We start from the raw sequence: 26,602 nt of genomic DNA on the forward strand, positions 1-26,602 counted from the left end.
GGATTGCATAAACGTGCAGCGAAACGTATAGTCATGCCATCCAAGAGGAGGGTTCCATGGCGGTACGCGTGGCGGTGGCGGGAGCGAGTGGTTACGCGGGTGGCGAAGTGCTGCGCCTGCTGCTCGCGCACCCCGAGGTCGAGATCGGTGCACTGACCGGCAACTCCAACGCGGGCCAGCGCCTCGGCGGGCTGCAGCCGCATCTGCTGCCGTTGGCCGGCCGGGTGCTCCAGGAGACGACCGCGGAGGTTCTCGCCGGGCATGATGTCGTGTTCCTCGCGCTGCCGCACGGGCAGTCCGCCGCCGTGGCCGAGCAGCTCGGGCCGGACGTGCTCGTGGTCGATATGGGCGCCGACTTCCGGCTCAAGAACCCGGCGGACTGGGAGCGGTTCTACGGCTCGCCCCACGCCGGGGCCTGGCCCTACGGCCTCCCCGAACTGCCGGGTGCCCGCGCCGCGCTGGAGGGGTCCAAGCGCATCGCGGTACCCGGTTGCTACCCCACGGCCGTGACACTCGCCCTCTTCCCGGCGTACGCGGCGGGCCTCGCCGAGAACGAGGCCGTGATCGTCGCCGCCTCCGGCACGTCCGGCGCGGGCAAGGCGCCCAAGCCGCACCTGCTGGGCAGCGAGGTGATGGGGTCGATGACCCCGTACGGCGTCGGCGGCGGCCACCGGCACACGCCCGAGATGATGCAGAACCTCGGCGGCGTCGCCGGCGAGCCCGTCTCCGTGTCCTTCACCCCGACTCTCGCGCCGATGCCCCGCGGCATCCTCGCCACGTGCAGCGCCAAGGCCGGGCCCGGCGTCACCGCCGACTCCGTGCGTGCCGCGTACGACAAGGCCTTCGCCGACGAGCCGTTCGTCCATCTGCTCCCCGAGGGGCAGTGGCCGACGACGGCCTCCGTCCACGGTTCCAACGCCGTGCACGTGCAGGTCGCCCACGACGAGGCCGCAGGCCGGATCATCGCGATCAGCGCCATCGACAACCTCACCAAGGGCACCGCGGGCGGCGCCCTCCAGAGCATGAACATCGCCCTCGGACTCGACGAGACTACGGGGCTTTCCACGATCGGAGTCGCACCGTGAGCGTCACGGCAGCCAAGGGGTTCACCGCGGCGGGCATCGCCGCGGGAATCAAGGAGAACGGCAACCCGGACCTGGCCCTCGTGGTCAACAACGGGCCCAGCCTCGCCGCCGCGGGCGTCTTCACCTCCAACCGTGTGAAGGCCGCGCCGGTGCTCTGGTCCGAGCAGGTCCTCAAGGGCGGCCTCGTCTCGGCCGTCGTCCTCAACTCCGGTGGCGCCAACGCCTGTACGGGCCCGAAGGGCTTCCAGGACACCCACGCCACCGCCGAGAAGGCCGCCGGCACCCTGGGGCTCGACGCCGGCGAGGTCGCCGTCGCCTCCACCGGCCTCATCGGCGTACTGCTCCCCATGGACAAGCTGCTGCCGGGCATCGAGACGGTCGCCGCGCAGCTCTCCGAGCACGGCGGCGAGAAGGCCGCCATCGCCATCAAGACCACCGACACCGTGCACAAGACCTCCGTGGCCGAGGGCGACGGCTGGACCGTCGGCGGGATGGCCAAGGGCGCGGGCATGCTCGCCCCCGGCCTCGCCACCATGCTCGTCGTGCTCACCACCGACGCCGACCTCGACAGTGAGACGCTCGACAAGGCCCTCCGGGCGGCCACCAGGGTCACCTTCGACCGGGTCGACTCCGACGGCTGCATGTCCACCAACGACACCGTGCTGCTGCTCTCCTCCGGAGCCTCCGGCATCACCCCGGGTTACGAGGAGTTCGCCGAGGCCGTACGCAAGGTGTGCGACGACCTCGGACAGCAGCTCGTCCGGGACGCCGAGGGCGCCGGCAAGGACATCAGGATCGAGGTCGTGGGCGCCGCGACCGAGGCCGACGCCGTCGAGGTGGGCCGCTCCATCGCCCGCAACAACCTCCTCAAGTGCGCCATCCACGGCGAGGACCCCAACTGGGGGCGGGTGCTGTCCGCCATCGGCACCACGAAGGCCGCCTTCGAGGCGGACCGGCTCAACGTCGCCATCAACGGCGTCTGGGTCTGCAGGAACGGCGGTGTCGGCGAGGACCGCGACAACGTCGACATGCGCTACCGCGAGGTGCACATCGTCGCCGACCTCGCCGCCGGGTCCGAGACCGCCACCATCTGGACCAACGACCTCACCGCCGAGTACGTCCACGAGAACAGCGCCTACTCCTCATGAGCACCACGCGGAAGCACACGGCCCTCCCGAAGGCCAGGATCCTCATCGAAGCGCTCCCCTGGCTGACCCGCCACCACGGCAAGACGGTCGTCATCAAGTTCGGTGGCAACGCCATGATCGACGAGGAACTGAAGTCCGCCTTCGCCCAGGACGTCGTCTTCCTGCGGCAGGCCGGCCTCAACGTCGTCGTCGTGCACGGCGGGGGCCCGCAGATCAGCGCGGCCCTCGACAGGCACGGCATCGTCAGCGAGTTCAAGGCCGGCCTGCGCGTCACCACCGAGGACGCCATGGACGTCGTGCGCATGGTGCTCGCCGGACAGGTACAGCGCGAGCTGGTCGGGCTGCTCAACCAGCACGGACCGCTCGCCGTCGGCCTCACCGGCGAGGACGCGCACACCATCACCGCCACCAAGCACCAGCCCGAGATCGACGGCGAACCGGTCGACATCGGACGGGTGGGCGAGATCACCGCGATCGACACGGGTGCGATCGAGGCCCTGCTCGCCGACGGCCGCATCCCGGTCGTCTCGTCGATCGCCCGTAGCCAGGACGACGGACATGTCTACAACGTCAATGCTGATACGGCGGCTGCGGCACTCGCTGCTGCTCTGGGCGCCGAAACCCTCATGGTTCTCACGGACGTCGAGGGCCTCTACGAGGACTGGCCCCACAGCGACGAGGTGATCAGCCGCCTCACCGCTTCCCAACTGGAGAAGCTGTTGCCGGAGTTGTCCTCGGGCATGGTGCCGAAGATGCGGGGCTGTCTGCACGCAGTCCGGGGCGGCGTCCAGACCGCCCGCGTCATCGACGGCCGGGTCCAGCACTCGATCCTGCTGGAGATCTTCACCGACGAGGGCATCGGCACGATGGTCGTGCCGGACGCCGAGCAACAGGGGGATGCCGAATGACCACCAACACCGAGCTCACCGAGCGGTGGCAGGGCTCGCTCATGAACAACTACGGCACCCCGCTGCTGCCCCTCGTCCGCGGCGAGGGCAGCCGGGTCTGGGACGCCGACGGCAACGCCTACCTCGACCTCGTGGGCGGCATCGCGACCAACGCCCTCGGCCACGCCCACCCGGCGGTCGTCGAGGCCGTGACCCGCCAGATCGGCTCCCTCGGCCACGTCTCCAACTTCTTCATGGCCGAGCCGACCGTGGCCCTCGCCGAGCGCCTGCTCCAGCTCTTCGACCGGGAGGGCCGGGTCTTCTTCTGCAACTCCGGCGCCGAGGCCAACGAGGCGGCCTTCAAGATCGGCCGCCTCACCGGGCGGACCCACGTGGTGGCCACCGAGGGCGCCTTCCACGGGCGGACCATGGGTGCTCTCGCCCTCACCGGACAGCCCGGCAAGCGGGAGCCGTTCCTGCCGCTGCCCGGCGATGTCACGCACGTGCCGTTCGGCGACGCGCGGGCGCTGGCCGCCGCGGTCACCGAGGAGACGGCGCTCGTCGTCATCGAGCCCATCCAGGGCGAGCTCGGAGTCGTCGTCCCGCCCGCCGGCTACCTCAAGGCCGCCCGCGCCATCACCGCCGCGACCGGGGCGCTCCTCGTCCTCGACGAGGTGCAGACCGGCATCGGCAGGACCGGGAACTGGTTCGAGTACCAGGCCCACGAGGGCGTCCTGCCGGACATCGTCACCCTCGCCAAACAACTCGGCGGCGGGCTGCCGCTCGGCGCGACCGTCGCCTTCGGGCGGGCCGCCGAACTGCTCCAGCCGGGCCATCACGGGACGACGTTCGGCGGCAACCCCGTCGCCTGCGCGGCCGGACTCGCCGTCCTCGACACCCTCGCGAACGAGGGGCTGCTGGAGAACGTCAAGCGGCAGAGCGAGAAGCTGCGGAACGGAATCGAGGCTCTGGGCCACTCATTGATCGATTCCGTCCGAGGCGCGGGTCTCCTCCTGGGTATCGTGCTCACGGAGCCGCTCGCGCCCGAGGTGCGCGCGGCGGCTCAGGAGGCCGGTTTCCTGGTGAACGCGCCCGCCCCCGACGTCGTCCGGCTGATGCCGCCGCTGAATCTCGGCGACGAGGAGGTTGCCGTGTTCCTGGAGGCGCTGCCCGGCATCCTCGACGCAGCGAACGGGGACGGACGATCCGGAGAATGAGACGACGATGAGCCAGGCGCAGGAGCACGACCAGGCGGGGCCTGCCGTGCCGCAGACCCGCACCGCACGCCACCGCCGGATCGTGGACATCCTCAACCGGCAACCCGTACGGTCGCAGAGCCAGTTGGCGAAGCTGCTGTCCGACGACGGGCTGAGCGTCACGCAGGCGACGCTCAGCCGGGACCTGGACGAGCTGAACGCGGTGAAGATCCGCAACACCGACGGCGACCTGATCTACGCGGTGCCGAGTGAGGGGGGTTTCCGTACCCCTCGGGCTCCGCTGGGCGAGTCGGCGAAGGAGGAGCGGATGCGGCGGCTCTCCGCCGAGCTGCTGATCTCCGCGGAGGCCTCGGCGAATCTGGTGGTGCTGCGTACGCCGCCGGGGGCGGCCCAGTTCCTGGCCTCGGCCATCGACCAGGCGGAACTGCACGACATCCTGGGGACCATCGCGGGTGACGACACGCTGCTGTTGATCAGCCGGGATCCCGTGGGCGGGCAGGCGTTGGCGGATCATCTGCTGCGGTTGGCTCAGAACGGCCACTGATCGGCTCAGAACGGTCACTGAAGGTGGTGCTGCGCGGGGGACGCCGACAGCGGATGGTACGTGCCCGGTCGCGCGCTTCCCCGCGCCCCTGACGGATCCCGGCTCAGCCGAGTCTGGCGGCGAGCCCTCCGGTGCATCGCACCTCGTCGCCCGCCGTGATCAGCAGGGCCTCGGTGTCCTCCAGGGATTCCAGCCACGCCAGGCCCTCCCTCGAACCCATCGCGAAGGCCGCAGTCGCCCAGCAGTCGGCCCAGGTCAGGCGGGGGGCCACCACCGTCACGGCGACCAGGTCCGTCACGGCGGACTTGCCGGTGCGGGGGTCGACGATGTGGGCGCCGCGTTCGGCGGTACCGGACGTGGCCACGGCGAGGCGGTCGGCGCCGGCGGCGGTGACGACGGCGGCGAGGCCGCCGGGCCGGAGGGGGTCGGCCACGCCGACGCGCCACGGCCGGTCCGGCCCCGGGACGCCACAGAGCTGGACGTCGCCGCCGCCGTTGACGCTCACCCCGGCCGCCCCGGCCTCGACCAGCCGCAGGGCGGCCCGTTCGGTGGCCCAGCCCTTCACCAGGCCGGTCGGGTCGAAGAGACCCTCGTAGGTGGCGCTGAACCAGCCGTCGCTGAGCCGCTCCGCCTCGGCGCACAGTGCGAGCACTTCGGCGACCTCGGGATCGCACTCCTCGATGGTCAGCTCGGCGCGGGCGAGCCGGGAGATCTGGCTGTCCTCGCGGTAGGTGCTGAACACCTCGTCGACGGCGTGGAGTCCGGCCACCGCCTCGTCGAGAGCGGCCCTGACCGCCGTGGGCTCGCCTCCCCGGATGTCGAAGGAGAAGACGGTGCCCATGGTCTCTTCGGCGTGCCGCAGCTGGGAGGGCGCGACGGACCCGGTGGGTTCGGCCACCGGGTCAGCCTGCCTGGTCCAGCGCGGACTGGAGGGACTGCCGGTAGCCGCCGCTGGTGTACGTGGCGCCCGAGACAGCATCGATGTCGGCGCTCCCTGCCGCGACGGCGTTCTTGTTGAGCTGGGGGATGGCGTTGCCGCTGATCTGGGTGCTGCGTCCGCCACTGGGGGACTGCAGTGCCTCGGCGTCGGTGATCCGGCCGCCGTTGACGGTGATGCGGACCTGGACCGGGCCGTAGTCCGTCTGCACCGCGGTGCCCGTGAGCACCTGGGTGCCCGTCGCCTGCCCGGCCCCGGCGTCGCCGCCCGTGTCCTGGGCGTTGCCGCCGCCCGCCTCGACCTCGGTGCCCGAGCCCTGCGCACTGCCGACCTGGTCGAGGGCGGACTGCAGGGACTGCTTGTACCCGGTGCTGGTGTAGGTGGCGCCCGAGACCGCGTCGATCTCGGCGCTGCCGGTGGCCATGGCCGCCTGGTTGAGCTTGGGCACCGAGTCGCCGGTGATCTGGGTGCTGCGTCCGCCGCTCGGCGCCTGCACGGCCTCGGCGTTGGTGATTTTGCCGCCGCTGACCGTGATCCGGACCTGGACCGGGCCGTAGTCGGTCTGCACGGCGGTGCCCGTGAGGCTCTGCGCGCCGGCCGCCGCGCCCTGACCGCCCTGTGCCGAAGGAGCGCCCGCCGTCTGCTGCGGCGCCGCTCCGGCCTGTACCGATCCGGCCGGGTCCGAGGCGGGCTTCAGCGACAGCAGCAGCACGATGCCGGACACGGTGGCGGCGGTGGCGAGCAGGGTCCGCCGTATGGGATGGCTCTTCTTCATCGCTCCAACAGCTCCTGTGTGACGTGTGAAGTCTCATGGGCTCGCCGACGCGAGCCTGGTGGTCGAAAGCCCCGTGGGGCGAGCCCATGGGCAGGGGTGCGGTGGGTGGTGCGCGAACGTCGGGCGGGCCACGATGCGGTCGGGCCCGTCCCTCACATCTCGAACGACTCGTGGTGGATACGGCGGGTCGGGACGCCCGCGCCGCGCAGCGCCTCGTACACGCCCTGGGCGAAGCCGGGCGGACCGCACAGGAAGACGTCGTGGCGCTCGATGTCCGGGATCTTGCGGCGCAGGGAGTCCGGTGAGATGTCGGGGCGCTCGCCCTCCGGGCTGTTCACCGCGTACATCAGCCGCGCCCCGCGCTCCTGCGCGATCTGCGCCAGCTCGTCCCACAGGGCCAGGTCCTGGGTGCTGTTGGCCCGGTAGAGCAGAGTCAGGTCACCGGCCGCGCCGGGCAGCGTCTCGAACAGGGCCCGCATCGGTGTGATGCCTACACCGCCGGCCACCAGCAGCACCTTGCCCCGGCTGCGCTTGCCGGCCGTCAGCGCCCCGTACGGGCCCTCCGCCCACACCCTGGTGCCGGGCTCCAGATCGCGCAGCGCCGAGCTGTGGTCGCCGATCGCCTTGACCGTGATACGCAGCATGTTGGGGCGGGGCGCCGCCGACAGCGAGTACGGGTGCGAGCTGAACCGCATGCCCGGCGCGAGGAACCGCCAGCGGAAGAACTGCCCGGCCTCCGCCCCCATCCGGTGCAGTCTGCGCCCGCTCATCAGCACCGAGACGATGCCGGGCGACTCCTCGATGACGGCCTCGACCCGCAGCCGGTGCCGCAGGTTCAGCCGGATCGGCGTGAAGATCCGGTACCACACCACCAGCGCGGTCACCGACCCGTACAGCACGTACCAGCCGGTCTTCGCGGCGGGCGTGACGGCGAACTCGTTGCCGGTGGAGATCTGGTGCCAGAACGTCAGGAACGTCGCCGCGTACGTCAGCAGATGCGTGTGGTACCAGACGTCGTACGGGATCCGCTTGCGCACCGGGCCGATCGAGATGAGCCCGATGAACACCAGCAGACCGGTGCCGATGGCGGCCTTGCCCATGTCCGGCAGCTGATTGATCGAGTCGATCGTCTGCTGGAGGATGGCGGTGTGGGTGAGGCCGGCCTGGAGGGCGTACCCGTACATCGTGAGGACGACGTGCGCGACGACCAGGCAGAGCGTGTAGCGGCCGGTCATCGCGTGCCAGCGGGCCACCCGGTCGGAGCCGACCCGGCGCTCCAGCGCGGGCACGCGGGCCATCTGCAGCACCACCAGCGCCATCAGGTATCCGCCGAGCAGACCCGTGATCCGGCCGGCGTTGACGAGCTTGCTGCCCTGGTCGGCGATGGACGGAGTGTTGTCCCACCACAGCCACACCACCGCCGCCGCGCCCGCCCAGAACGCGATCAGCAACGGGACTGCGGGAGAACGACGAGGGCGGATGCGACGCAACGTCTGGCGGCGCGCGGCGCGACCTCCGGCGATCGTGGACACGGTTCCTCCGTGGTGGGCTGGACCCTTGGCCCACACATACGTGCAGCGAGTGCCGTGTGTTCAGCCGCCCGCACAACTGACGCTTCAGCCGTCGGCGGGCGGCAGTGGCAGCGGTAGCGGCAGCCCGGGGAGGCCGTCCAGGCTGGTTCCGACGTACTCCTTGGAGCTGAAGTACGCGCTGAGCGAGGCGTCGTCCTCGCGCGCGAAACGCCGGCCGTGCAGTTCGCGGTCCTCCTCGTACGCCATGGACGGCACGGCGAAGCCGCAGCTGTCGCGGATGCGTTCGGCTCTGACCACGATGATCGCCCGCAGGCCGTGCGGGGCCGGGTCGATGCCGGGGAAGCGGGCGAGGAGATCCGTGAAGCGCGGGTCGTCACGGAAGACGGCCTCGCCCTTGCCGTGCACGCGCACGATGGTGGGCGGGCCCTGGAAGGCGCACCACATCAGGGTGATCCGGCCGTTCTCACGCAGATGCGCGATCGTCTCCGCGGTGGACCCGGCGAAGTCCAGGTACGCGACGGTCAGTTCGTCGAGGATCGCGAACGAGCCCTTGAGGCCCTTGGGGGAGACGTTGACCGTGCCCTCGGCGGACAGCGGCGCGGACGCGGTGAAGAAGAGGGGCTGGGCCTCGATGAACGTACGCAGGCGGCCGTCGATGCGCTCGTAGGTCTTTCCCATGTCCAGCGATTATCGACGGTAATGCTTCGGCTGTCTAAGGAATTGATCGATTGCCCGAGGTGGTCGGACTCTGCCCGAGGGGCCGACCGCGGAGACGGCTGTTCCGGGTGGATCACCATCGCTGGGATCCACCCGGAACCAGGCTTCCGTGCCGCCCCGGTCGGCCGCGCGGGCCGGCCACGGCCCCTGTCACCCGCAAGGAGCGCAGGTGGTCACTGGCCGGGCGGGCCGGTCCCCGTGACGGCCGAGCGGACTACTGGTTGAGCTGGCAGGGGGCGAGGGCTTCGAGGCCCTCGGGCTTGGCGGCGGCGCGGCCGATGGCGGTCTCGATGCGGTTGAGCGCGGCGACGCGCTTGTCCTCCAGCGGGCCGAGGATGGCGTTCTGGACGAAGTTGGGGCCGCCCTGGCCGACGGTGTCGATCAGGCGCTGGTTGGCCTCCTGGATCTGCGTCTGCAGCTGGGAGAGGTTGCGGTCGACCTCGGCCTGTGCGGAGGCCGGGATCGCCGGGAGGCTGCCCTCGACCGCCGGGCAGGAGATGGCGCCGGGCGAGGCGTTCGCCGCGGCGTCCTGGTTGTTGTTGCCGGCGCCTTCCCCGGCGAGGGCGGAACCGGCGATGACCGCTCCGGACAGCACGACCGCGGCGGCGCCGCCGATGATCCCTACGCGACGCTTGTTGTACTTCGGAAGAGCCCTGGACATGCGGATGCCTCACTCGGGTCGGGGTGGTCGGTGTGAACAAACGCGGCGCCTGCGTTCGGTGAGAGTTACGGGCAAGCGGTTTCGTTTGTTCAAACCTCTCTCGGCCTCTCCCGAACTTCTCCCAGATTGACGATTCATGCATAACTCTGCATACTCATGCATGAATCGGTACGGCGTGAGGAGAACCCGGTGACCGAGTGCGTCGCACCGGCCTACTCGGGCGGTCTTGACACCTCCGTCACCATCGGCCGGATCGCCGAGGAGATTCACGGCCGATGCGACCCGGCCCAAGGCGTATAAAGGTCCGCGTCCACATCCACACCCTCTCTAGGAGCAACGCGAGTGAGCAGCAACAGCGGTGACGTACGGCTCTGGGGCGGCCGTTTCGCCGACGGTCCCGCCGAGGCCCTGGCGAAGCTGTCCGCGTCCGTCCACTTCGACTGGCGGCTCGCGCCGTACGACATCGCGGGCTCCCGCGCCCACGCGCGCGTGCTGCGCAAGGCGGGCCTGCTCACGGACGACGAGCTCACGGACATGCTGGCCGGCCTGGACCGGCTGGAGGCGGACGTCGCGGACGGCTCCTTCGTCGGCACCATCGCCGACGAGGACGTGCACACGGCCCTGGAGCGCGGTCTCCTGGAGCGCCTCGGCCCCGACCTGGGTGGCAAGCTGCGCGCCGGCCGGTCCCGCAACGACCAGGTCGCGACCCTCTTCCGGATGTACCTGCGCGACCACGCCCGCACGATCGGCGGCCTGATCGCAGATCTCCAGGACGCGCTGATCGGTCTCGCGGAGGCCCACCCGGACGTGGCGATGCCCGGCCGCACCCACCTCCAGCACGCCCAGCCGGTCCTCTTCGCCCACCACGTCCTCGCCCACGTGCAGTCCCTCTCCCGGGACGCGGAACGCCTGCGCCAGTGGGACGAGCGCACGGCCGTCTCCCCGTACGGCTCGGGCGCCCTCGCGGGCAGCAGCCTCGGCCTGGACCCGGAGGCGGTGGCCAAGGACCTCGGCTTCGAGCACGGCAGTTCCGCGAACTCCATCGACGGCACGGCGTCCCGCGACTTCGTCGCCGAGTTCGCCTTCATCACCGCGATGATCGGCGTGAACCTCTCCCGGATCGCCGAGGAGGTCATCATCTGGAACACGAAGGAGTTCTCCTTCGTCACCCTCCACGACGCGTTCTCCACAGGCTCGTCGATCATGCCGCAGAAGAAGAACCCGGACATCGCGGAGCTGGCGCGCGGCAAGAGCGGCCGTCTGATCGGCAACCTGACGGGCCTGCTGGCGACGCTGAAGGCCCTCCCGCTGGCCTACAACCGCGACCTCCAGGAGGACAAGGAGCCGGTCTTCGACTCCATCGACCAGCTGGAAGTCCTGCTGCCCGCCTTCACCGGCATGATGGCCACCCTCACCGTCCACCGCGAGCGCATGGAGGAACTGGCCCCCGCCGGCTTCTCCCTGGCCACCGACATCGCCGAGTGGCTCGTCAAGCAGGGTGTCCCCTTCCGCGTCGCCCACGAGGTCGCCGGCGAGTGCGTCAAGGCCGCCGAGGCCGAGAACAAGGAGCTGAACGACCTGACGGACGACCAGTTCGCCAAGATCTCGGCCCACCTGACCCCGGAGGTCCGCTCGGTCTTGAACGTTCCGGGCGCCCTGGCCTCCCGCGACGGTCGCGGAGGAACGGCCCCGAGCGCGGTGGCCACCCAGCTCGCGGAGATCAAGGCGGACGTGGCGGCCCAGCACGAGTGGGCGACGGCCAAGGGCAACAAGTAAGGAAAACCCCCGGTGTCCTCAGGGGCGCGGGGAACCGCCGACAAGCTCCAACGCACCCCCACCCGCCGGAGCACAGCAGGAACCGAGCTCTCAGGCGGGCCAGGGGGTGAAGGGGCCCAGCCCCTGGTGACGGGGAGGGGTGGTCGCGGCGGGGCGAGGAACTCCCGGGTGCCCACCGCGCCGCACAACGAAGGTCATCGCGGGTTACGTTGGTCGCAAGCCCCAAAGGAGCCGACCGAACGGAGCCCGCGATGCCCTTCGCCCGACTGGCCGCAGCGACAACCCCCACCTGCCACATCGGACTCGGCCTCGCCGCAGTCGCCCGCCCCGGTTACATCAACCTCGGCCGTGACGGCGACCTTCCCGACGACCGCACCGTCGACGCCCTCCGCGCCCGCACCCACGAACTCCTCGACGCCGCCTACGCCCAGGGCGTCCGCTACTTCGACGCGGCCCGCTCCTACGGCCTCTCGGAGCAGTTCCTCGCCGACTGGCTGACCGCCCACCCGCACCTCGACGACATCGTCGTCGGCAGCAAATGGGGCTACACCTACACGGCCGGCTGGACCACCGACGCCGAGAAGCACGAGGTCAAGGACCACAGCCTCCCGACGTACGAGCGCCAGCGCGCCGAGAGCGCCGAACTGCTCGGTGACCGGCTCGACCTCTACCAGATCCATTCGGTGACCCCGGACAGTGCGGCCCTCACCGACAAGGAACTCCACGCCAGGCTGGCGGAGGCCGCCGCCCAGGGCGTCACCGTCGGCTTCTCCACCAGCGGCCCCGCGCAGGCCGAGGCCATCCGGACCGCCCTCGCCGTGACGGTCGACGGCGAACCGCTCTTCCGTACCGTCCAGTCGACGTACAACGCCCTGGAGACCTCCGTCGCCCCCGCCCTCGCCGAGGCGTACGACGCGGGGCTCACCGTGATCGTCAAGGAGGGCATGGCCAACGGCCGCCTGGCCGGCGCGCACGCCCCGGACGTCCTGAAGGCGGTGGCCGAGGAGACGGGTCTCGACTGTGACGCGGTCGCCCTGGCGCTGATCCTGCGGCAGCCGTGGGCCGGTGTCGTCCTCTCCGGCGCCGCCACCACCAACCAGCTCGCCTCCAACCTGCACGGGGCGGTCGTCGACCTCGACGACGAGCAGGTGACCCGTCTCGCGGACCTCGTCGAGGACCCGCAGACGTACTGGGCGAAGCGCGGGCAGCTTCCCTGGCACTGACTGGAACCCTGCCGAGGGACCATGCGTGAGACGGCCATGCCGGCGATGAGACGAGAATGTCTCGGCCGGCAGCCTCGGCGACCGGGTCGGTCGCAAGAAGCTGCCTGGGCGGCGCGGTGGAACCGGCGGCAGTCATGCCGGCGGACACGGCAGAGGCCACACGCGCGTCGGCCCGCGCGTCATTCGTCGACGGCCTCACCATCGCCGCGGGCGCGGCAGCCCTGCCGGCCACCGCGGCAGCGGCATGGTTCGTGCTCCGCGGCCGACAGTAGGACAGCCGCCCCCGAGGGGACGCGGGGCGGGATCGACATGGGGCTCCGCCGCGTGGGCGCGACAAGCCGTTCCACGGACCCGCAGCCGACGAACGACCGATGTCCCCGGCGCTCCCGGCGGAACTACGCCGCTTCCTTCGCCTTGGACGCGTACATGTCCACGTACTCCTGCCCGGAAAGCCGCATGACCTCGGTCATCACGGAATCGGTCACCGCCCGCAGCACATACCGGTCCCGGTCCATCCCCTCGTACCGGGAGAACTCCATCGCCTCACCGAACCGCACGGTGACCCGGTGCGGCCGGGGCAGCCCCGCACCTCCCGGCTGGATCTTGTCCGTCCCGATCATCGCGAACGGCACCACCGGCGCCCCCGTCATCAGCGTCAGCCGGGCGATCCCCGTCCGCCCCCGGTACAGCCGGCCGTCGGGCGACCGCGTCCCCTCCGGGTAGATCCCGAAGACCTTGCCCTCGTCCAGGATCCGCCGCCCGGTCATCAGCGCGGCGACCCCGCCCCGGCCGCCGTCGCGGTCGACGGGAATCATGCCGACGCCGGTGAAGAACCAGGCCATCAGGCGGCCTTTGATCCCCTTGCCGGTGACGTACTCGTCCTTGCCGATGAAGAAGACCTGACGGTCGCAGACCAGCGGCAGGATCATCGAGTCGATGAAGGTCAGGTGGTTGCCCGCGAGGATGACCGGACCGCCTCCCGGGATGTGCTCCGCGCCCTCCACCCGTGGGCGGAACATCAGGCGCATGATCGGTCCGAGCACTGCCTTGATGAGCACGAAGCGGGACAACGAGCCCTCCTATGTCAAGGGTTCCGGTACAAGTCTGTGCAGGTGAGGACAATACTCCCGGCCCCCAGGGTGGCGCACATCGGGTTGACCGAGTCGATACCTGCTGTTGACGCGCCTTCACCTGCGGTGACGCACTGATGTCGAGCTGTCACCGCCCGCGACATGTGACGGACATCGCGTCACCGGACCGAAACTCCGTCACCTTCCGCCTCTCGTACGACACGGCGTGTCTTCCGCCTGTTCGGTCCCAGGTCTCCCGACGGTCACCTCAGGACACCTACGATCGTCCCGCTTTGACAGGTGCAGGGCATCGCAGTGGGAGGAGCCTCATGGGTACGCAGGAGTCGCGGCAGTCGCAGGACTGGCAGGAGCAGGCACGGGCAACGGGCCGACGGGCGCTGCTCGGGGCCGCGGTGCTCGGAGCGGGCGGAGCGGTCCTCGGAATGCCGGGCGCGGCGAGAGCGGACGAGGAGAAGGGGGGCGGTGACTCGGGCGGTGGATACCGGAGCCTGCCGGTGCCCACGGTCATCGCGCACCGAGGTGCCAGCGGGTACCGCCCGGAGCACACCCTCGGCTCGTACCAGCTCGCCCTCGACATGGGCGCTCACGTCATCGAACAGGACCTCGTGCCCACCAAGGACGGTCACCTGGTGTGCCGTCACGAGAACGACATCACCGGCACGACCGACGTCGCGGCGCACCCGGAGTTCGCCGCCCGCAGGGCCACGAAGGTCGTCGACGGGGTCTCCTACACCGGTTGGTTCACCGAGGACTTCACCCTCGCCGAGCTGAAGACCCTGCGCGCCAAGGAGCGCATCCCGGGCAACCGGCAGGAGAACACGCTCTACGACGGTCGCTGGCAGATCCCCTCCTTCGAGGAGGTGCTGCGCTGGGCCGACAGGGAGGGCCGGAAGCGCGGTCGGCGCATCTGGCTGCACGTCGAGACCAAGCACCCCACCTACTTCCGCAAGCTGGGCCTGGGGCTGGAGGAGCCGCTCGCAAGGCTGCTCCGCAAGTACAACCGTCACAAGAAGAACTCGCCCACCTTCCTGCAGTCGTTCGAGCCGAGCAGCATGGAACGGATGAGCCGACTGGTCGGCACGCCGCGCGTGGTGCTGCTGTGGACGCCCGACGACCGGCCGTACGACTTCGTCGAGGCGGGGGACCCGCGCACCGTCGCCGATCTGATCACGCCCGAGGGGCTGGCCTGGATCGCCTCCTACGCCCAGGGGATCGGCCCGCTGCTCGACCTCGTCATCCCGAAGGACGCGAGCGGCAACCTCACCACGCCGACCACCCTCGTCGCCGACGCGCACGCCAAGGGCCTGATCCTGCACCCCTACACCCTGCGCAACGAGAACACCTTCCTGCCCGCCGACTTCCGCAAGGGCACGGACCCCAACGCCTACGGCGACGCCTTCGGCGCGTTGGCGGTGTATTTCGCGACCGGCATCGACGGCATCTTCACCGACAACCCGGACACGGGCCTGCTGGCCCACGCGGACTTCGTCAACGACTGAGCTCCGTGCCCCGGTTGGGGTGACTCCCCGCCGCCCCGGCAACCCCCTGCCGGGGCGGCGGCGTCCCGGGGCATATGACACACGACATGCTCGCCACCCTCCGGCCCCTGCTGGTCGCGGAAGTGTCGGCCGAGGCCTCCGCGGCCGGTGCGGAGGCGGGGGACCTGGAGCAGGCGGTCTGGCTGCGCCTGCTGGAACGGCTCGACACCGACGGCCCGCCCGCCGACCCCGAGGGCTGGCTGCGCAGCGCCGTCCGTTTCGAGGCCCGCCTCAGCCGCCGCACGGCCCGACTCGAACGGCCGTACGTCGCCGAGCCCGCCGACGAGCACGCCCCCGGCCCCGAACAGCAGGCACTCACGGCCGCCCGCCGTCGCGCGCTGCACGCGGCGGTACGCCGGCTGCCCGGCCGCTGCCCCCGGTTGCTCGCGGCCCTGCTGTCCCCGCAGGACCTCACGTATCGTGAGATCGCGGGCGAGTTGGGCATCTCACAGGGCAGCCTCGGTCCGGAACGTTCCAGATGCCTGGGATGTCTTCGGCGATTGCTGGCCGCGGAGGTTGCGGCACGCGAACCGAGGGGATAGGAGTCAGGGACATCGGGTGAGCAGGTGAGCGGGAGGCGTGCACACATGGGCATGAGCGTGACCATCTCCGTGGCGACCGGGCAGGACGCCGACCAGATCTTCAGGCTGAGATACCTGTGTTTCCAGAGCGAGGCGGCGCTGTACGGCAACTACCGCATCGATCCGCTCGTCCAGAGCCTCGACTCCGTCCGCGCTGAGGTCGCCTCGGACTGCGTGTTCGTGGCCCGACTGGGTGACGAGGTGGTCGGCTCCGTCCACGGCACCCTCCTCGACGACGGCACCGCCTCCATCGGCAAACTCTGCGTCCACCCCCGCCTCCAGGGCCACGGCATCGGCGCGAGGCTGCTCCGCGCGGCCGAATCCGCCCTGGCCGGGGAGCGCGGCGCCACCAGGTTCCGCCTCAGTGCCGGCCGGCGCAGCGAGGGCAACCTCCGGCTGTACCGCCGAGTCGGCTACGAGACCGTCGGCACCAGCCAGGGCCAGGACGGCGTTCCGATGGTGGTCCTGGAGAAGCCGGCGGGAGCGTACGCGGCGACGGCATAGAAGGCGGCCCGGAAGGGGTGCGGGGCAGAGTCCGATCGCGGCTCCGCCGCATGGGCGCGACCGGCCGTGCGGCGAACGTGCGTGCCAGGGTTCGGGCGCCGGACCGGAGGGCACCCGGCAGGCTCTCAGGCGGCCTGCCCCCGCCGCGCACCCGTCCGCAGCCAGTACATCGCGGTGATCGGAAGAATGACGGGAATGAAGAGGTACCCGATCCCGTAGTCCGACCACACGGTCTTGTCGGGGAACGCCGACGGCTCGACCAGCGTCCAGGTCCCGACGACCAGTACGCCGGCCAGTTCGACCGCACAGCAGATCCGTGCCGCCTTCCGGGCGAACTCCCCGCCACGCACCAACGAGTACGTGATGAAGCCGTACACAACACCCGCCACCGCCGACAGCGCATAGGCGAGCGGCGCGTGTGCGAACTCGGTCGAGATCTGCACGATCGACCGCGACACCGCCCCGACGACCATCACGCCGTACAACCACACGAGCAACATCCCCGGCCCGCTGATGAGCCGTGCCCGCTCGGTCTCCGGTTCCTCCCGCACGGCGGACACGTCAGCCTCCCCAGATGTCGTAGAGCCGCACCTGCAGTACGGCGAGCACCACACCGCCCGCCGCGACGGTCACGCTGCCCCAGCGTGTCCGCTCCGCCAGCGACATGAACCCGGTCGCCGGGACGCAGGCGAACGCCCCGAGGAGGTACGACACGAAGATCGTGGTCCCCTGCTCCGGCTTCGCCCCGCGCGCCAAGTGCACGATCCCGACGACCAGTTGCACGAGGGCCAGCACCGACACCACGGCCATGCCGATGAAGTGCCAGTCCTTGGTCGGCTGATCGCGGTACGCGGCCCAGCAGCACCAGGCGGCGAGCAGAAGCGCGGCGACGGCGGTCGTCACCGTCAGGGGAACAAGCATGCCGCGACCCTATTACGGCCCAAAAGCCCCGCCGCGCCCGGCCCCGCGCGGTGAAACCCGTCGACGGCCCATCGTGGCTTGACGGCCGCGGCAGATGCCCGCCAGGTGGACGCTACCTGTCCTGACCTGGGGGTACGCCGCCGGAAATCGTCCGGCATGCGGACAGTCGTCACTCGCCCGAGTCGGCGACGGAAACATCGAGGACAAGTGGAGCGACGGCTCGGTCGTCCCGTCCTTCTGAGCCGACGGCACGTATACGGCGTATCGCCACGCACGGGGTCCACTCGCTCACCGCGGGTGGGCCTCGTGGTGCGATTCAGTGCTTTCATGCTGCATGCTGGGCAGTTCATCAGACTCTCAAAGGTTTCGAATGTTACGGAGCGGCGCATGACGAGCACCTTCCCCGACATCTCCATCAGCACGGAGCGGTTGGTTCTGCGCCCGTTCGACGAGGGCGACGTCCAGGCGCTCACCGAGATGATGAACGACGAGCAGGTGATGGCCTGGACCGATGTCCCGCAGCCCTTCACCGAACACGGTGCCCGCACCTGGATCACGGAGTACGTGCCCACTGAACGCACCTCCGGGCGCGGCCTCGACCTCGCCGTCACCGAGTTCCTCACCCAGCGTCTGGTCGGCGTCATCCAGTTGACCAAGACCAACTGGCACGTCCGGTCCGCCGAACTGTCGTACGTCGTCGCGCCCTGGGCGCGCGGCGAGGGCTACGCCTCCGAAGCCGCCCTCGCGACCGCCCAATGGCTGTTCCGCGAGCAGAAGTTCGAGCGCATCGAGCTGCGCACCGCCGCCGACAACACCGCCTCGCAGCAGGTCGCGCAGAAGATCGGCTGTATCAGCGAGGGTGTGCTGCGCAACGCCTGCATAGCGCGCAGCCGTACCGCCGAGGACAGCTGGACCGAGGTCCGCACGGACTTCATCGTCTGGAGCCTCCTCCCGGAGGACATCGAGGGCGTCGGCGAGGAACTGGCCGACAGCAGTGGTTTCGGCTCCTACTCGGACTGGAACTGAACAACCCACGGGCACGCGCACGGCCGCCGCCCGGCCGCCGGGTCCCACCGTGCCACCAGGTACTCTCACGGGACCCCCGTGCGGGCACTCCCGACGACCTGCGAAGACCCCCTGGAGACTGACGACGATGGCCGACCGGGTCACGGTGATCGGCTGGGACGGCTCCCCCTGACCGCCGCGGCGCGCTCCGCTCTCGCCGCCGCCACGCTGGTCGCGGGCGCGGCCCACCATCTGGCCCTGCCCGAGGTGCCCCCGGCCGCCGAACGCATCCGGCTCGGCAGCGTCTCCCTCGCCGCCCGCCGCATCGCCGCCCACCGAGGCACGGCCGTCGTGTTCGCCGACGGCGACCCGGGCTTCTTCGGAGTCGTCCGCACCCTGCGCGGCCCCGAGTTCGGCCTGGAGGTCGAGGTCGTCCCCGGTGTCTCCTCCGTGGCCGCCGCCTTCGCCCGCGCCGGAATGCCCTGGGACGACGCCCAGGTGGTCGTCGCCCACCGCCGCACGCTGCGCCGCGCGGTGAACGTCTGCCGCGCCCACACCAAGGTCGCCGTCCTCACCTCGCCCGGCGCCGGACCCGCCGAACTCGGCCTGCTGCTCGACGGAGTTCACCGCACCTTCGTGATCTGCGAGGAGCTCGGCACCGAACGCGAACGCGTCACCGTCGTCACCTCCGACAAGGCCGTCGACCACACCTGGCGCGACCCCAACCTCGTCATCGTCATCGGCGGGCCCGTCACCGCGGCCGAGGGTGGCGGCTGGTTCGCAGGCCGCGCCCCCGGCGCCGGCCCACGCGGCTGGACCCTGCCCGCCGGCGTCTACGGCGGCGCCATGGGCGAGGGTGAGGCCGAAGTGCTGCGCTCCTCCCAACTGGCCCGCCTGGGACCGCGCGTGGGCGATCTGGTCTGGGACATCGGCTCCGGCAGCGGCGCCTTCGCCACCGAGGCCGCCCGCTGCGGCGCCGCCGTCATCGCCGTCGACCGCGACCCCGAGGCCTGCGGCCGTACGACCCTCGCCGCCCGCCGCTTCGGCGTCCAGCTCCAGGTCGTCCACGGCACGGCCCCGCACATCATGGAGAACCTCCCCGAACCCGACGTCGTACGCGTCGGCGGTGGGGGAGCGGCGGTGGTCTCCGCCGTCGCCGACCGCCGCCCCCGGAGCATCGTCACCCACGCCCTGACCCGCCCCGCCGCCGAGCGCGTCGGACGGGACCTGACCGAGCACGGATACGACGTCCGGTGCGAGTTCGTCCAGTCCGTCGAACTCGACACAAGAGCCTGGACGGAACGGCAACGGAGCGTTGCGTTCCTGCTCAGCGGGACATTGCCCGAACGTTCCCCGTGATCCGGTCGTCGTACCGGCGCGGTAGGCTGGCCGATCGTTGTACCGCACTTCGGCACCCGGCACTTCGTCGGTCAATGTCCGGAAACCGTGCCCGTTTTGAGGGCGTGTGTGGTACGGCGGAACCGGGGGACGCGCAACGTGGCGCAGTCCACAGCGGACCGTCGCGGATCAACCTGTCGCGACGGCGGGACGACCGGGACAATGGCCAGTCAATGGCTTTGTCGACATGCAGGCGGTCGTCACGTGCCGCTGGGCACGCACGCTCGTTCTCCACAGTGGGGCGGTAGGTGCGCCGTTCCCGGGCCAGCTGGCATGGAGGCACTAATTGATGGGCGAGGGGTACGCATGACCGACACCGGCCAGGTCCCGGGCGAGGGGCAGCCGGAGAGCGCAGGCATGGTGGAGCAGCCGGGCGTCCCTGCGCCGGGTGCGTACACCTACCTCTCCGAGACCACCACCGAGGACGAAGACCTCCTCCTGCCGGGCGCCCAGGGCGCGTGGGGCAACGAAATGCCGCCGCCCGCCCCCGAGCCCGTCGTCCAGGTCGTCCACGAGCCCGGCCCGCACGAGATGTCGGGCAGGGACAGCGGCTCGCTCGACCTCGGCGCCGTCCGCGCCCCCGTCGCGACGCCCGTCCCGCAGCCTCCGGTGGCGCGCCGACCGCTGCACCTCGGCCCGCCCACCCCCGACGCCTCCGCCAGTCCGGTCCGTTCCCTGGCCGACCGGGGTCCGGCGGGCGCCCCCGTCCCGCCCGGCGCCGTACGCCGGCCCGGCCCGACCGCCACCGGCCCCGAGTACCTCGACGTGCCCCCGCAGGCCGCGACGCCCTGGGCCGACGCATCCGCTCCGGTCGCGCCCGGAGTGGTTGCCGGGGCTGCGACCGCAGAAACGGTCGTTCCGCAGGAGGAGCAGGCTTCCGTGGCCGTGGCGCAGGCGCCGCCCGCCGAGGACGTGGCGCAGGGAGAGCAGGAGGCCCTGGCCGCCGAGGCCCTGTACCAGGCCCAGGACGCCGCCTACGCCCTGGCCCAGGAGGCCGCAGCCGCCCAGTTCCGGACCCCGGACGCCGTCGGGGCACCGGTCGCCGCTCAGCCGCAGACTCCGCAGGCGGTCGAGGTTCCGGCTGCTGCCCGGCCTGAGAACTCGGAGCCTGCTCAGGCTCCGGCTGCTGTTCGGCCGCAGGGTCCGGAGGCCGTCCACGCCTCGGCCGCCGGTCAGCAGCAGGGCCCGGTGACCGCTGAGGCCCCGTCCGTCACTCAGCCCCAGGTCCCGGAGGCGGCCGTGGCGCCATCCGCGCCCGAGGCCGCCGAGGTCCCGCCAGTGGCGGCGGCCCCGCAGGCCGAGGGCCCGCAGACCCCCGAGCCGGTGGGCACGGCCCTCGTGGATGCCGTGCCGGCGGCCCAGGCGCCGGAGGCCACGCCGTTCTCCCCGGCTGCCCAGGACTCCGACCCGGTCCAGCCCCAGGTGGCCGCCGAGGCTCAGGACGTCGCCCAGGTTCCGCAGGAGCCCGAGGAGGGTGCCGAGCCCCTCGACGCGTACGTACCGGCCCGGCCCGCCGACGCGGACGCGCCGCCGGAGGCCGACGCCGCGACGCCGGTGCCCGCGCAGGACGAGCAGGCCCCGGCCGACGCGCCGACGGCTGCGGTGGACGCCCCCCAGGCCGCTGCCCCCGAGGAGGGTGCGCCGACCGCCGTGCCGGAGCGGCAGTCCGCCACCGATGTGCCGGACCCGCAGACCGCGACCGCCGAGCCGGACCAGGAGAACGCCCCCGTGGCCCCGGACGAGCAGGCCGCGAGCGTCGCACCGGACGACGCCGCGCAGGATCCCGGGCTCGCCCAGGACCCGCAGCAGCCGGCGGAGGCGTCGGCCGTCGAGGAACCGCAGCCGACGGCGGCCGAAGTGACAGAGGTCCAGATGTCCGAGGCGGCCCAGCCGGTGGTGGCCCCGGCGCCTCGGCCGGAGGCCGTCGCCGAGGAGGCGCGGCCCCTCGATCCGCCGCAGCCGGAGCCGCAGCCCGCCGTACAGGGCCCGCAGACCACCGAGCCGGTCGCGGAGGACACCCCGGTCGAGGTCGACCAGGCGGACCAGCCGGCGCAGGTCGCCGAGACCGTCCCGCAGTCCGTGCAGCCGCCCGCGCCCGAAGCCGAGGCCCAGGCCACGGAGGTGAACACAGCCGACCGGACGGACGAGGCCCCGGACGCCGAGGAGCCCGCCCCCGCCGAACAGCCGGCCGGGGAAGCTCCCGCCGAGCCCGCTGCCGAGGACCCCGCTGCCATGGACCCCGTAACCGTGGACCCCGCTGTCGCCGAGGCGCCGAACCCCGTGGCCTCCCAGATCGACGCGCCCCAGGGCGCCGTCGTCCAACCCCAGGCCGAGCCCGCCCCCGATGCTCCAGCGCCGGCCGGCTCCCAGGAGCCCGAGCCCCAGGCCGATGCCGAGGCCGCGCAGCCGCTGGGCCAGTTCGTGCCCGTGGAGGTCTCCGTGCCGACCACTCCGCACCTGGCCCCTGCCCCGCCCCAGGGGATGGTGGTCCCGCCGCCCCCCGTCGACGACCGGCCGACGCCCGTCGCCGCCGAGTTCCCGGCGGCCGAGGGGCAGACGGCGGACGCCCCGGAGCCACAGCCGGAGGCGACGGAGCCCGTGGCCACGGTCCCCGCGCCCCGGGACTCCGAGACCGAGACGACCGTCGTACCGCAGCCGCTCGCCGCGGCCGACGCGGAGCCCGACGTCGCCCAGAACGCGGACGACCTGGACACCAGGGCCGCCGACCGGGAGAACCAGGAAGACCAGACGGACAGCGAAGCGGCAGCCGCGGCGGCAGCAGCCGAAGAGAGCGCGGCCCGGGTGGAGGAAACACCCGAAGACGTACAAGAAGAAGCACGTCGGCCCATCGGCCCGGCCGCGCCCGCCTACGACGACGCCGAACGCGAGGCCGTCCTCAAGGTCATGCGCGAGCGCCGCGACATCCGCAACGGCTTCCGCGGCGACCCGATCCCGCACGACGTGCTGCTCCGCGTCCTGGAGGCCGCCCACACGGCACCCTCCGTCGGCCACTCGCAGCCCTGGGACTTCGTCGTCATCCGCTCGGCCGAGACACGACGCACGATGCACGAGCTCGCCCAGCGCCAGCGCGAGGCGTACGCGAAGTCGTTGCCGAAGGGCCGGGCGAAGCAGTTCAAGGAACTGAAGATCGAGGCCATCCTCGGCACCCCGGTGAACATCGTCGTCACCGCCGACCCGACGCGCGGCGGCCGTCACACCCTGGGGCGCCACACGCAGCCGCAGATGGCCCCGTACTCCTCCGCCCTCGCGGTGGAGAACCTGTGGCTCGCGGCCCGCGCCGAGGGCCTCGGTGTCGGCTGGGTCAGCTTCTTCGACGAGCGCGAGATGGTCCGCGCCCTCGGCCTGCCCGGACATCTGGAGGTCGTGGCGTACCTGTGCGTCGGATACGTCGACGAGTTCCCGCAGGAGCCCGAGCTGATGCAGGCGGGCTGGGCCAAGCGCCGCCCGCTGTCCTGGGTCGTCCACGAGGAGACATACGGCCGCCGCGCCCTGCCCGGCGCCGAGCCGCACGACCTGCTCGCCGAGACCGTCGCCGGAATCCGCCCGCTGGACGCCAAGGCGCTCGGCGAGGCATGGGAGCGCCAGAAGCGGATGACGAAGCCGGCGGGCGCGCTCGGCATGCTGGAGATCATCTCCGCCCAGCTGTCCGGTCTCTCCCGCCAGTGCCCGCCGCCGATCCCGGAGCCCGCGGCCGTCGCGATCTTCGCCGGTGACCACGGCGTCCACGCCCAGGGAGTCACCCCCTGGCCGCAGGAGGTGACGGCCCAGATGGTGGCCAACTTCCTCGGCGGGGGAGCGGTCTGCAACGCCTTCGCCACCCAGGTGGGCGCCGAGGTCTGCGTCGTGGACGTCGGTGTGGCGAGCGACCTCCCGGCCACGCCGGGTCTGCTGCCGCGCAAGGTCCGGGCCGGTACGTCCGACATGACCACCGGCCCCGCGATGACCAGTGAGGAAGCCAAGAAGGCCATCGAGGTGGGCATCGAGACGGCCCGTGACCTGGTGGCGGCCGGCAACAAGGCGCTCCTCACGGGCGAGATGGGCATCGCCAACACCACGGCCTCCGCCGCCCTCATCTCCGTCTTCACCGGCGCGGACCCTGCCGAGGTCACCGGCCGGGGCACCGGCATCAACGACGAGACCCTGGCCCGCAAGACCGACGTCGTACGCCGCGCCATCGAGCTCCACCAGCCGGACCCCGCCGACCCCATCGGCGTCCTGGCCGCGATCGGCGGCTTCGAACACGCGGCGATCGTCGGCCTCCTCCTGGGCGGAGCCTCCCTCCGTACACCGGTGATCCTCGACGGCGTCAGCGCCGGCGCCGCCGCCCTGGTGGCCCGCGCCATCGCCCCCGAGGTCCTCGCCGCCTGCATCGCCGGCCACCGCAGTGCCGAACCCGGCCACGTCGCCGCCCTCCAGAAACTCGGTCTCCGCCCCCTCGTCGACCTCGATCTCCGCCTCGGCGAGGGCACGGGCGCCCTGCTCGCCCTCCCGGTGGTCCAGAGCGCGGCAAGGGCGATGCACGAGGTGGCGACGTTCGACTCGGCGGGGGTGACCGAGAAGTAGGGAAGTCGGTGCCGGGTGCCTTCCCGGCTCGGACGAAGCCGGGCTCCGGGCGGTACGCCGCCGGTCTGTGAGCAGTCGTTCCGCAGGGCGGAGCGGGTGGGCACAGACCGGTCACCCGCACCCGGCGACGGCGCTCAGCCCCCACCAACCGCACCGCCCCACCAGCCTGCGCGTAAAATCCGCACGTCAGGGCCGCTCCAAAGCCGCAGCGCGCCCACCGCACCGCCGCCGCAAGAGGAGCCGCCCCCTCATGGCCGAACACCCCGCCTACCCCGTAGGCCTCCGCCTCACCGGCCGCCGAGTGGTCGTCATCGGCGGGGGCCAGGTCGCCCAACGCCGTCTCCCCGCCCTCATCGCGGCCGGTGCCGACATCCTCCTCGTCTCCCCGTCCGCCACCCCCTCCGTGGAGGCGATGGCCGACGCCCGCGAGCTGACCTGGGAGAAGCGCCCCTACACGGAGGGTGACCTGGCCGGGGCCTGGTACGTCCTGATCGCCACCGGCGACCCGGAGGCGAACGCCCGTGCCTCGGCCGAAGCGGAGCGCCACCGCATCTGGTGCGTCCGCTCCGACAACGCCGAGGAAGCCACCGCCTGGACCCCGGCGACCGGCCACAGCGAGGGCGTCACGGTCGCCGTCCTCACCGCCAAGGCCCAGGGCCGCGACCCCCGCCACACCGCCGCCATCCGCGACGCGGTCGTCGAGGGCCTGCGCGACGGCACCCTCGTCGCCCCCCACCACCGCACCCGCACCCCCGGTGTCGCCCTGGTCGGCGGCGGCCCCGGTGACCCGGACCTGATCACCGTCCGAGGCCGCCGCCTCCTCGCCGAGGCCGACGTCGTCATCGCCGACCGTCTCGGCCCACGCGACCTGCTCGCCGAACTCCCCCCGCACGTCGAGGTGATCGACGCGGCGAAGATCCCGTACGGCCGGTTCATGGCGCAGGAAGCGATCAACAACGCACTCATCGAGCACGCCAAGCAGGGCAAGTCGGTCGTCCGGCTCAAGGGCGGCGACCCGTACGTCTTCGGCCGTGGCATGGAGGAACTACACGCGCTCGCCGAGGCCGGCATCCCCTGCACGGTCGTCCCCGGCATCTCCAGCTCGATCTCCGTCCCCGGCGCGGCCGGCATCCCGGTCACCCATCGGGGCGTCGCCCATGAGTTCACTGTGGTCAGCGGCCATGTGGCCCCCGACGACGAGCGTTCGCTGGTCGACTGGCCCTCCCTCGCCCGGCTGACCGGCACGCTCGTGATCCTGATGGGCGTCGACAAGATCGGCCGGATCGCCGAGGCCCTGGTGGCCAACGGCAAATCCCCGGACACCCCGGTCGCCCTGGTCCAGGAGGGCACCACGGCCGCCCAACGCCGGGTCGACGCCACGCTCGCCACCGTCGAGGAGGCCGTGCGTACCCAGGAGGTCAAGCCGCCGGCGGTCATCGTCGTCGGCGCGGTCGTGAGGGTGGGGCCCGCGGCGAGCGCCTGATTCCGGTCGGCGACCCGGCCCACACTCACGTAACCGTGGGTAACCCACCCGCTCCAAGCCGTTGGCACCACACCCAGGACAAGGCAGTATCACCCTGTGGCCGAACTCATCACCGTCGAGGAACCCGCCGACCCGCGCCTGCGCGACTACACCGGCCTGACGGACGTGGAACTGCGCCGCAGGCGCGAACCCGCCGAGGGGCTGTTCATCGCCGAGGGTGAGAAGGTCATCAGACGGGCCAAGGAAGCCGGCTACGAGATGCGCTCGATGCTGCTCTCCGCCAAGTGGGTCGACGTCATGCGCGACGTGATCGACGAAATGCCGGCCCCCGTCTACGCGGTCAGCCCGGAACTCGCCGAGCAGGTCACCGGCTACCACGTCCACCGGGGCGCCCTCGCCTCCATGCAGCGCAAGCCCCTGCCGACGGCGGACCAGCTGCTCGGGGCCGCCCGCCGGGTCGTGATCATGGAGTCGGTCAACGACCACACCAACATCGGCGCGATCTTCCGCTCGGCCGCCGCCCTCGGCATGGACGCCGTCCTGCTCTCCCCGGACTGCGCCGACCCGCTCTACCGGCGCAGCGTCAAGGTCTCCATGGGCGCGGTCTTCTCCGTCCCGTACGCCCGTCTGGACACCTGGCCCAAGGGCCTCGACGCCGTCCGCGACGCCGGCTTCACCCTGCTCGCCCTCACTCCGGACGAGAAGGCGAGGTCTCTCGACGAGGCCGCGCCGCACCGCATGGACCGCGTCGCCCTCATGCTCGGCGCCGAGGGCGACGGTCTCTCCACCAAGGCCCTCATGTCCGCCGACGAATGGGTCCGCATCCCCATGGCCCACGGCGTCGACTCCCTCAACGTGGGCGCGGCGGCGGCCGTCGCCTTCTACGCGGTGGCGACGGGCCGTCCGCAGACCTGAGGGGCGTCGGTGGGAGTGCCGCGCCCCGCCAGAGGCGCGGGCAAACCGCGCGATCGCCCTCCTGCAGCCCGCAGCGCGCA

The 26,602-nt window shown here is 71.8% G+C and carries 23 protein-coding genes and 1 pseudogene; 16 read left to right on the forward strand and 8 right to left on the reverse strand.

What is annotated here, in order from left to right:
- Positions 1–56 precede the first annotated feature (56 nt).
- Genes argC through WBG99_RS29740 form a run of 5 tightly spaced genes read left to right on the forward strand, consistent with a single transcriptional unit; the run spans position 57 to position 4,881 of the window.
- The gene (gene argC / locus WBG99_RS29720) at positions 57–1,085 is read left to right on the forward strand and encodes an N-acetyl-gamma-glutamyl-phosphate reductase (RefSeq protein WP_338899242.1); all 1,029 of its coding nucleotides are present in this window, start codon (positions 57–59) and stop codon (positions 1,083–1,085) included.
- Complete coding sequence (gene argJ / locus WBG99_RS29725; protein ID WP_338899243.1) at positions 1,082–2,233, forward strand: bifunctional glutamate N-acetyltransferase/amino-acid acetyltransferase ArgJ; 1,152 nt, start codon at positions 1,082–1,084, stop codon at positions 2,231–2,233. The genes argC and argJ overlap by 4 nt, the downstream gene beginning before the upstream one ends.
- Positions 2,230–3,141: an acetylglutamate kinase gene (gene argB / locus WBG99_RS29730; protein ID WP_338899244.1), complete on the forward strand. Its 912-nt coding sequence runs from the start codon at positions 2,230–2,232 to the stop codon at positions 3,139–3,141. Before argJ ends, argB begins: the two co-directional genes overlap by 4 nt.
- Positions 3,138–4,337 carry an acetylornithine transaminase gene (locus WBG99_RS29735; protein WP_338899245.1) on the forward strand — a complete coding sequence of 400 codons (1,200 nt, stop codon included), beginning with the start codon at positions 3,138–3,140 and terminating at the stop codon, positions 4,335–4,337. Before argB ends, WBG99_RS29735 begins: the two co-directional genes overlap by 4 nt.
- Before the next feature lie 7 nt (positions 4,338–4,344).
- Positions 4,345–4,881 carry an arginine repressor gene (locus WBG99_RS29740; RefSeq protein ID WP_033532332.1) on the forward strand — a complete coding sequence of 179 codons (537 nt, stop codon included), beginning with the start codon at positions 4,345–4,347 and terminating at the stop codon, positions 4,879–4,881.
- A 103-nt stretch (positions 4,882–4,984) separates the two neighbouring features.
- Here the strand turns inward: WBG99_RS29740 and WBG99_RS29745 are convergent, their stop codons facing one another.
- The 5 genes from WBG99_RS29745 to WBG99_RS29765 all read right to left on the reverse strand — a co-directional run bounded on the left by WBG99_RS29745 (position 4,985) and on the right by WBG99_RS29765 (position 9,503).
- Positions 4,985–5,779 (reverse strand): FAD:protein FMN transferase, encoded by a 795-nt coding sequence (locus WBG99_RS29745; RefSeq protein ID WP_338899246.1) that lies wholly within the window; start codon positions 5,777–5,779, stop codon positions 4,985–4,987.
- A gap of 4 nt (positions 5,780–5,783) precedes the next feature.
- The gene (locus tag WBG99_RS29750; protein WP_338899247.1) at positions 5,784–6,593 is read right to left on the reverse strand and encodes an FMN-binding protein; all 810 of its coding nucleotides are present in this window, start codon (positions 6,591–6,593) and stop codon (positions 5,784–5,786) included.
- Between the two features lie 152 nt (positions 6,594–6,745).
- Complete coding sequence (locus WBG99_RS29755; protein WP_338899248.1) at positions 6,746–8,125, reverse strand: ferredoxin reductase family protein; 1,380 nt, start codon at positions 8,123–8,125, stop codon at positions 6,746–6,748.
- An 84-nt stretch (positions 8,126–8,209) separates the two neighbouring features.
- Positions 8,210–8,803, reverse strand: coding sequence for a pyridoxamine 5'-phosphate oxidase family protein (locus WBG99_RS29760; protein WP_338899249.1), 594 nt, complete (start codon positions 8,801–8,803; stop codon positions 8,210–8,212).
- 253 nt (positions 8,804–9,056) lie between these two features.
- Positions 9,057–9,503, reverse strand: a complete 447-nt coding sequence (locus tag WBG99_RS29765; protein ID WP_338899250.1) for a hypothetical protein — start codon at positions 9,501–9,503, stop codon at positions 9,057–9,059.
- Positions 9,504–9,659: 156 nt separating this feature from the next.
- Here WBG99_RS29765 and WBG99_RS29770 point away from each other — a divergent pair, with 156 nt between their 5' ends.
- The 3 genes from WBG99_RS29770 to WBG99_RS29780 all read left to right on the forward strand — a co-directional run bounded on the left by WBG99_RS29770 (position 9,660) and on the right by WBG99_RS29780 (position 12,502).
- Complete coding sequence (locus WBG99_RS29770; RefSeq protein ID WP_338899251.1) at positions 9,660–9,803, forward strand: hypothetical protein; 144 nt, start codon at positions 9,660–9,662, stop codon at positions 9,801–9,803.
- A gap of 42 nt (positions 9,804–9,845) precedes the next feature.
- Positions 9,846–11,279: an argininosuccinate lyase gene (argH, locus tag WBG99_RS29775; RefSeq protein ID WP_338899252.1), complete on the forward strand. Its 1,434-nt coding sequence runs from the start codon at positions 9,846–9,848 to the stop codon at positions 11,277–11,279.
- Positions 11,280–11,530: 251 nt separating this feature from the next.
- Entirely contained in the window at positions 11,531–12,502 is a 972-nt protein-coding gene (locus WBG99_RS29780) for an aldo/keto reductase (RefSeq protein WP_338899253.1), read from the forward strand.
- A 395-nt stretch (positions 12,503–12,897) separates the two neighbouring features.
- Here the strand turns inward: WBG99_RS29780 and WBG99_RS29785 are convergent, their stop codons facing one another.
- Positions 12,898–13,572 carry a lysophospholipid acyltransferase family protein gene (locus tag WBG99_RS29785; protein ID WP_338899254.1) on the reverse strand — a complete coding sequence of 225 codons (675 nt, stop codon included), beginning with the start codon at positions 13,570–13,572 and terminating at the stop codon, positions 12,898–12,900.
- Positions 13,573–13,901: 329 nt separating this feature from the next.
- Here WBG99_RS29785 and WBG99_RS29790 point away from each other — a divergent pair, with 329 nt between their 5' ends.
- The 3 genes from WBG99_RS29790 to WBG99_RS29800 all read left to right on the forward strand — a co-directional run bounded on the left by WBG99_RS29790 (position 13,902) and on the right by WBG99_RS29800 (position 16,216).
- The gene (locus WBG99_RS29790; protein WP_338899255.1) at positions 13,902–15,092 is read left to right on the forward strand and encodes a glycerophosphodiester phosphodiesterase; all 1,191 of its coding nucleotides are present in this window, start codon (positions 13,902–13,904) and stop codon (positions 15,090–15,092) included.
- Positions 15,093–15,166: 74 nt separating this feature from the next.
- On the forward strand, positions 15,167–15,673 hold the full coding sequence (locus tag WBG99_RS29795; RefSeq protein WP_338899256.1) for a sigma-70 family RNA polymerase sigma factor: 507 nt from the start codon (positions 15,167–15,169) through the stop codon (positions 15,671–15,673).
- Positions 15,674–15,718: 45 nt separating this feature from the next.
- Positions 15,719–16,216: a GNAT family N-acetyltransferase gene (locus WBG99_RS29800; protein ID WP_338899257.1), complete on the forward strand. Its 498-nt coding sequence runs from the start codon at positions 15,719–15,721 to the stop codon at positions 16,214–16,216.
- A 125-nt stretch (positions 16,217–16,341) separates the two neighbouring features.
- Here WBG99_RS29800 and WBG99_RS29805 read toward each other — a convergent pair whose 3' ends face one another.
- Entirely contained in the window at positions 16,342–16,716 is a 375-nt protein-coding gene (locus WBG99_RS29805; RefSeq protein ID WP_338900526.1) for a hypothetical protein, read from the reverse strand.
- A gap of 61 nt (positions 16,717–16,777) precedes the next feature.
- Positions 16,778–17,137, reverse strand: coding sequence for a hypothetical protein (locus WBG99_RS29810; protein ID WP_338899258.1), 360 nt, complete (start codon positions 17,135–17,137; stop codon positions 16,778–16,780).
- A gap of 387 nt (positions 17,138–17,524) precedes the next feature.
- On the opposite strand from WBG99_RS29810, the gene WBG99_RS29815 reads away from it, so the two are divergent.
- The 5 genes and pseudogenes from WBG99_RS29815 to WBG99_RS29835 all read left to right on the forward strand — a co-directional run bounded on the left by WBG99_RS29815 (position 17,525) and on the right by WBG99_RS29835 (position 26,522).
- A complete protein-coding gene (locus WBG99_RS29815; protein WP_338899259.1) occupies positions 17,525–18,163 on the forward strand; it encodes a GNAT family N-acetyltransferase in 639 nt (212 codons plus the stop codon).
- A 127-nt stretch (positions 18,164–18,290) separates the two neighbouring features.
- Positions 18,291–19,501, forward strand: a pseudogene (gene cbiE / locus WBG99_RS29820) (precorrin-6y C5,15-methyltransferase (decarboxylating) subunit CbiE).
- A gap of 345 nt (positions 19,502–19,846) precedes the next feature.
- Positions 19,847–24,124, forward strand: coding sequence for a nicotinate-nucleotide--dimethylbenzimidazole phosphoribosyltransferase (gene cobT / locus WBG99_RS29825; RefSeq protein WP_338899260.1), 4,278 nt, complete (start codon positions 19,847–19,849; stop codon positions 24,122–24,124).
- Positions 24,125–24,374: 250 nt separating this feature from the next.
- Positions 24,375–25,607 (forward strand): uroporphyrinogen-III C-methyltransferase, encoded by a 1,233-nt coding sequence (gene cobA, locus WBG99_RS29830; protein ID WP_338899261.1) that lies wholly within the window; start codon positions 24,375–24,377, stop codon positions 25,605–25,607.
- Positions 25,608–25,703: 96 nt separating this feature from the next.
- Positions 25,704–26,522: an RNA methyltransferase gene (locus WBG99_RS29835; protein ID WP_338899262.1), complete on the forward strand. Its 819-nt coding sequence runs from the start codon at positions 25,704–25,706 to the stop codon at positions 26,520–26,522.
- Positions 26,523–26,602 lie beyond the last annotated feature (80 nt).

This window comes from Streptomyces sp. TG1A-60 (assembly GCF_037201975.1).
Classification (GTDB): domain Bacteria; phylum Actinomycetota; class Actinomycetes; order Streptomycetales; family Streptomycetaceae; genus Streptomyces.

Bases quoted from the DNA above. Each gene is read 5' to 3' on its own strand.
- WBG99_RS29790 (WP_338899255.1), top strand. From the start codon at position 13,902: ATGGGTACGCAGGAGTCGCGGCAGTCGCAGGACTGGCAGGAGCAGGCA.
- WBG99_RS29760 (WP_338899249.1), bottom strand. From the start codon at position 8,803: ATGGGAAAGACCTACGAGCGCATCGACGGCCGCCTGCGTACGTTCATC.
- WBG99_RS29750 (WP_338899247.1), bottom strand. From the start codon at position 6,593: ATGAAGAAGAGCCATCCCATACGGCGGACCCTGCTCGCCACCGCCGCC.
- argC (WP_338899242.1), top strand. From the start codon at position 57: ATGGCGGTACGCGTGGCGGTGGCGGGAGCGAGTGGTTACGCGGGTGGC.
- argB (WP_338899244.1), top strand. From the start codon at position 2,230: ATGAGCACCACGCGGAAGCACACGGCCCTCCCGAAGGCCAGGATCCTC.
- WBG99_RS29740 (WP_033532332.1), top strand. From the start codon at position 4,345: ATGAGCCAGGCGCAGGAGCACGACCAGGCGGGGCCTGCCGTGCCGCAG.
- WBG99_RS29800 (WP_338899257.1), top strand. From the start codon at position 15,719: ATGGGCATGAGCGTGACCATCTCCGTGGCGACCGGGCAGGACGCCGAC.
- cobT (WP_338899260.1), top strand. From the start codon at position 19,847: ATGACCGACACCGGCCAGGTCCCGGGCGAGGGGCAGCCGGAGAGCGCA.
- WBG99_RS29795 (WP_338899256.1), top strand. From the start codon at position 15,167: ATGACACACGACATGCTCGCCACCCTCCGGCCCCTGCTGGTCGCGGAA.
- WBG99_RS29805 (WP_338900526.1), bottom strand. From the start codon at position 16,716: ATGTTGCTCGTGTGGTTGTACGGCGTGATGGTCGTCGGGGCGGTGTCG.
- WBG99_RS29815 (WP_338899259.1), top strand. From the start codon at position 17,525: ATGACGAGCACCTTCCCCGACATCTCCATCAGCACGGAGCGGTTGGTT.
- WBG99_RS29810 (WP_338899258.1), bottom strand. From the start codon at position 17,137: ATGCTTGTTCCCCTGACGGTGACGACCGCCGTCGCCGCGCTTCTGCTC.
- cobA (WP_338899261.1), top strand. From the start codon at position 24,375: ATGGCCGAACACCCCGCCTACCCCGTAGGCCTCCGCCTCACCGGCCGC.
- WBG99_RS29765 (WP_338899250.1), bottom strand. From the start codon at position 9,503: ATGTCCAGGGCTCTTCCGAAGTACAACAAGCGTCGCGTAGGGATCATC.
- WBG99_RS29780 (WP_338899253.1), top strand. From the start codon at position 11,531: ATGCCCTTCGCCCGACTGGCCGCAGCGACAACCCCCACCTGCCACATC.
- WBG99_RS29735 (WP_338899245.1), top strand. From the start codon at position 3,138: ATGACCACCAACACCGAGCTCACCGAGCGGTGGCAGGGCTCGCTCATG.
- WBG99_RS29770 (WP_338899251.1), top strand. From the start codon at position 9,660: ATGCATGAATCGGTACGGCGTGAGGAGAACCCGGTGACCGAGTGCGTC.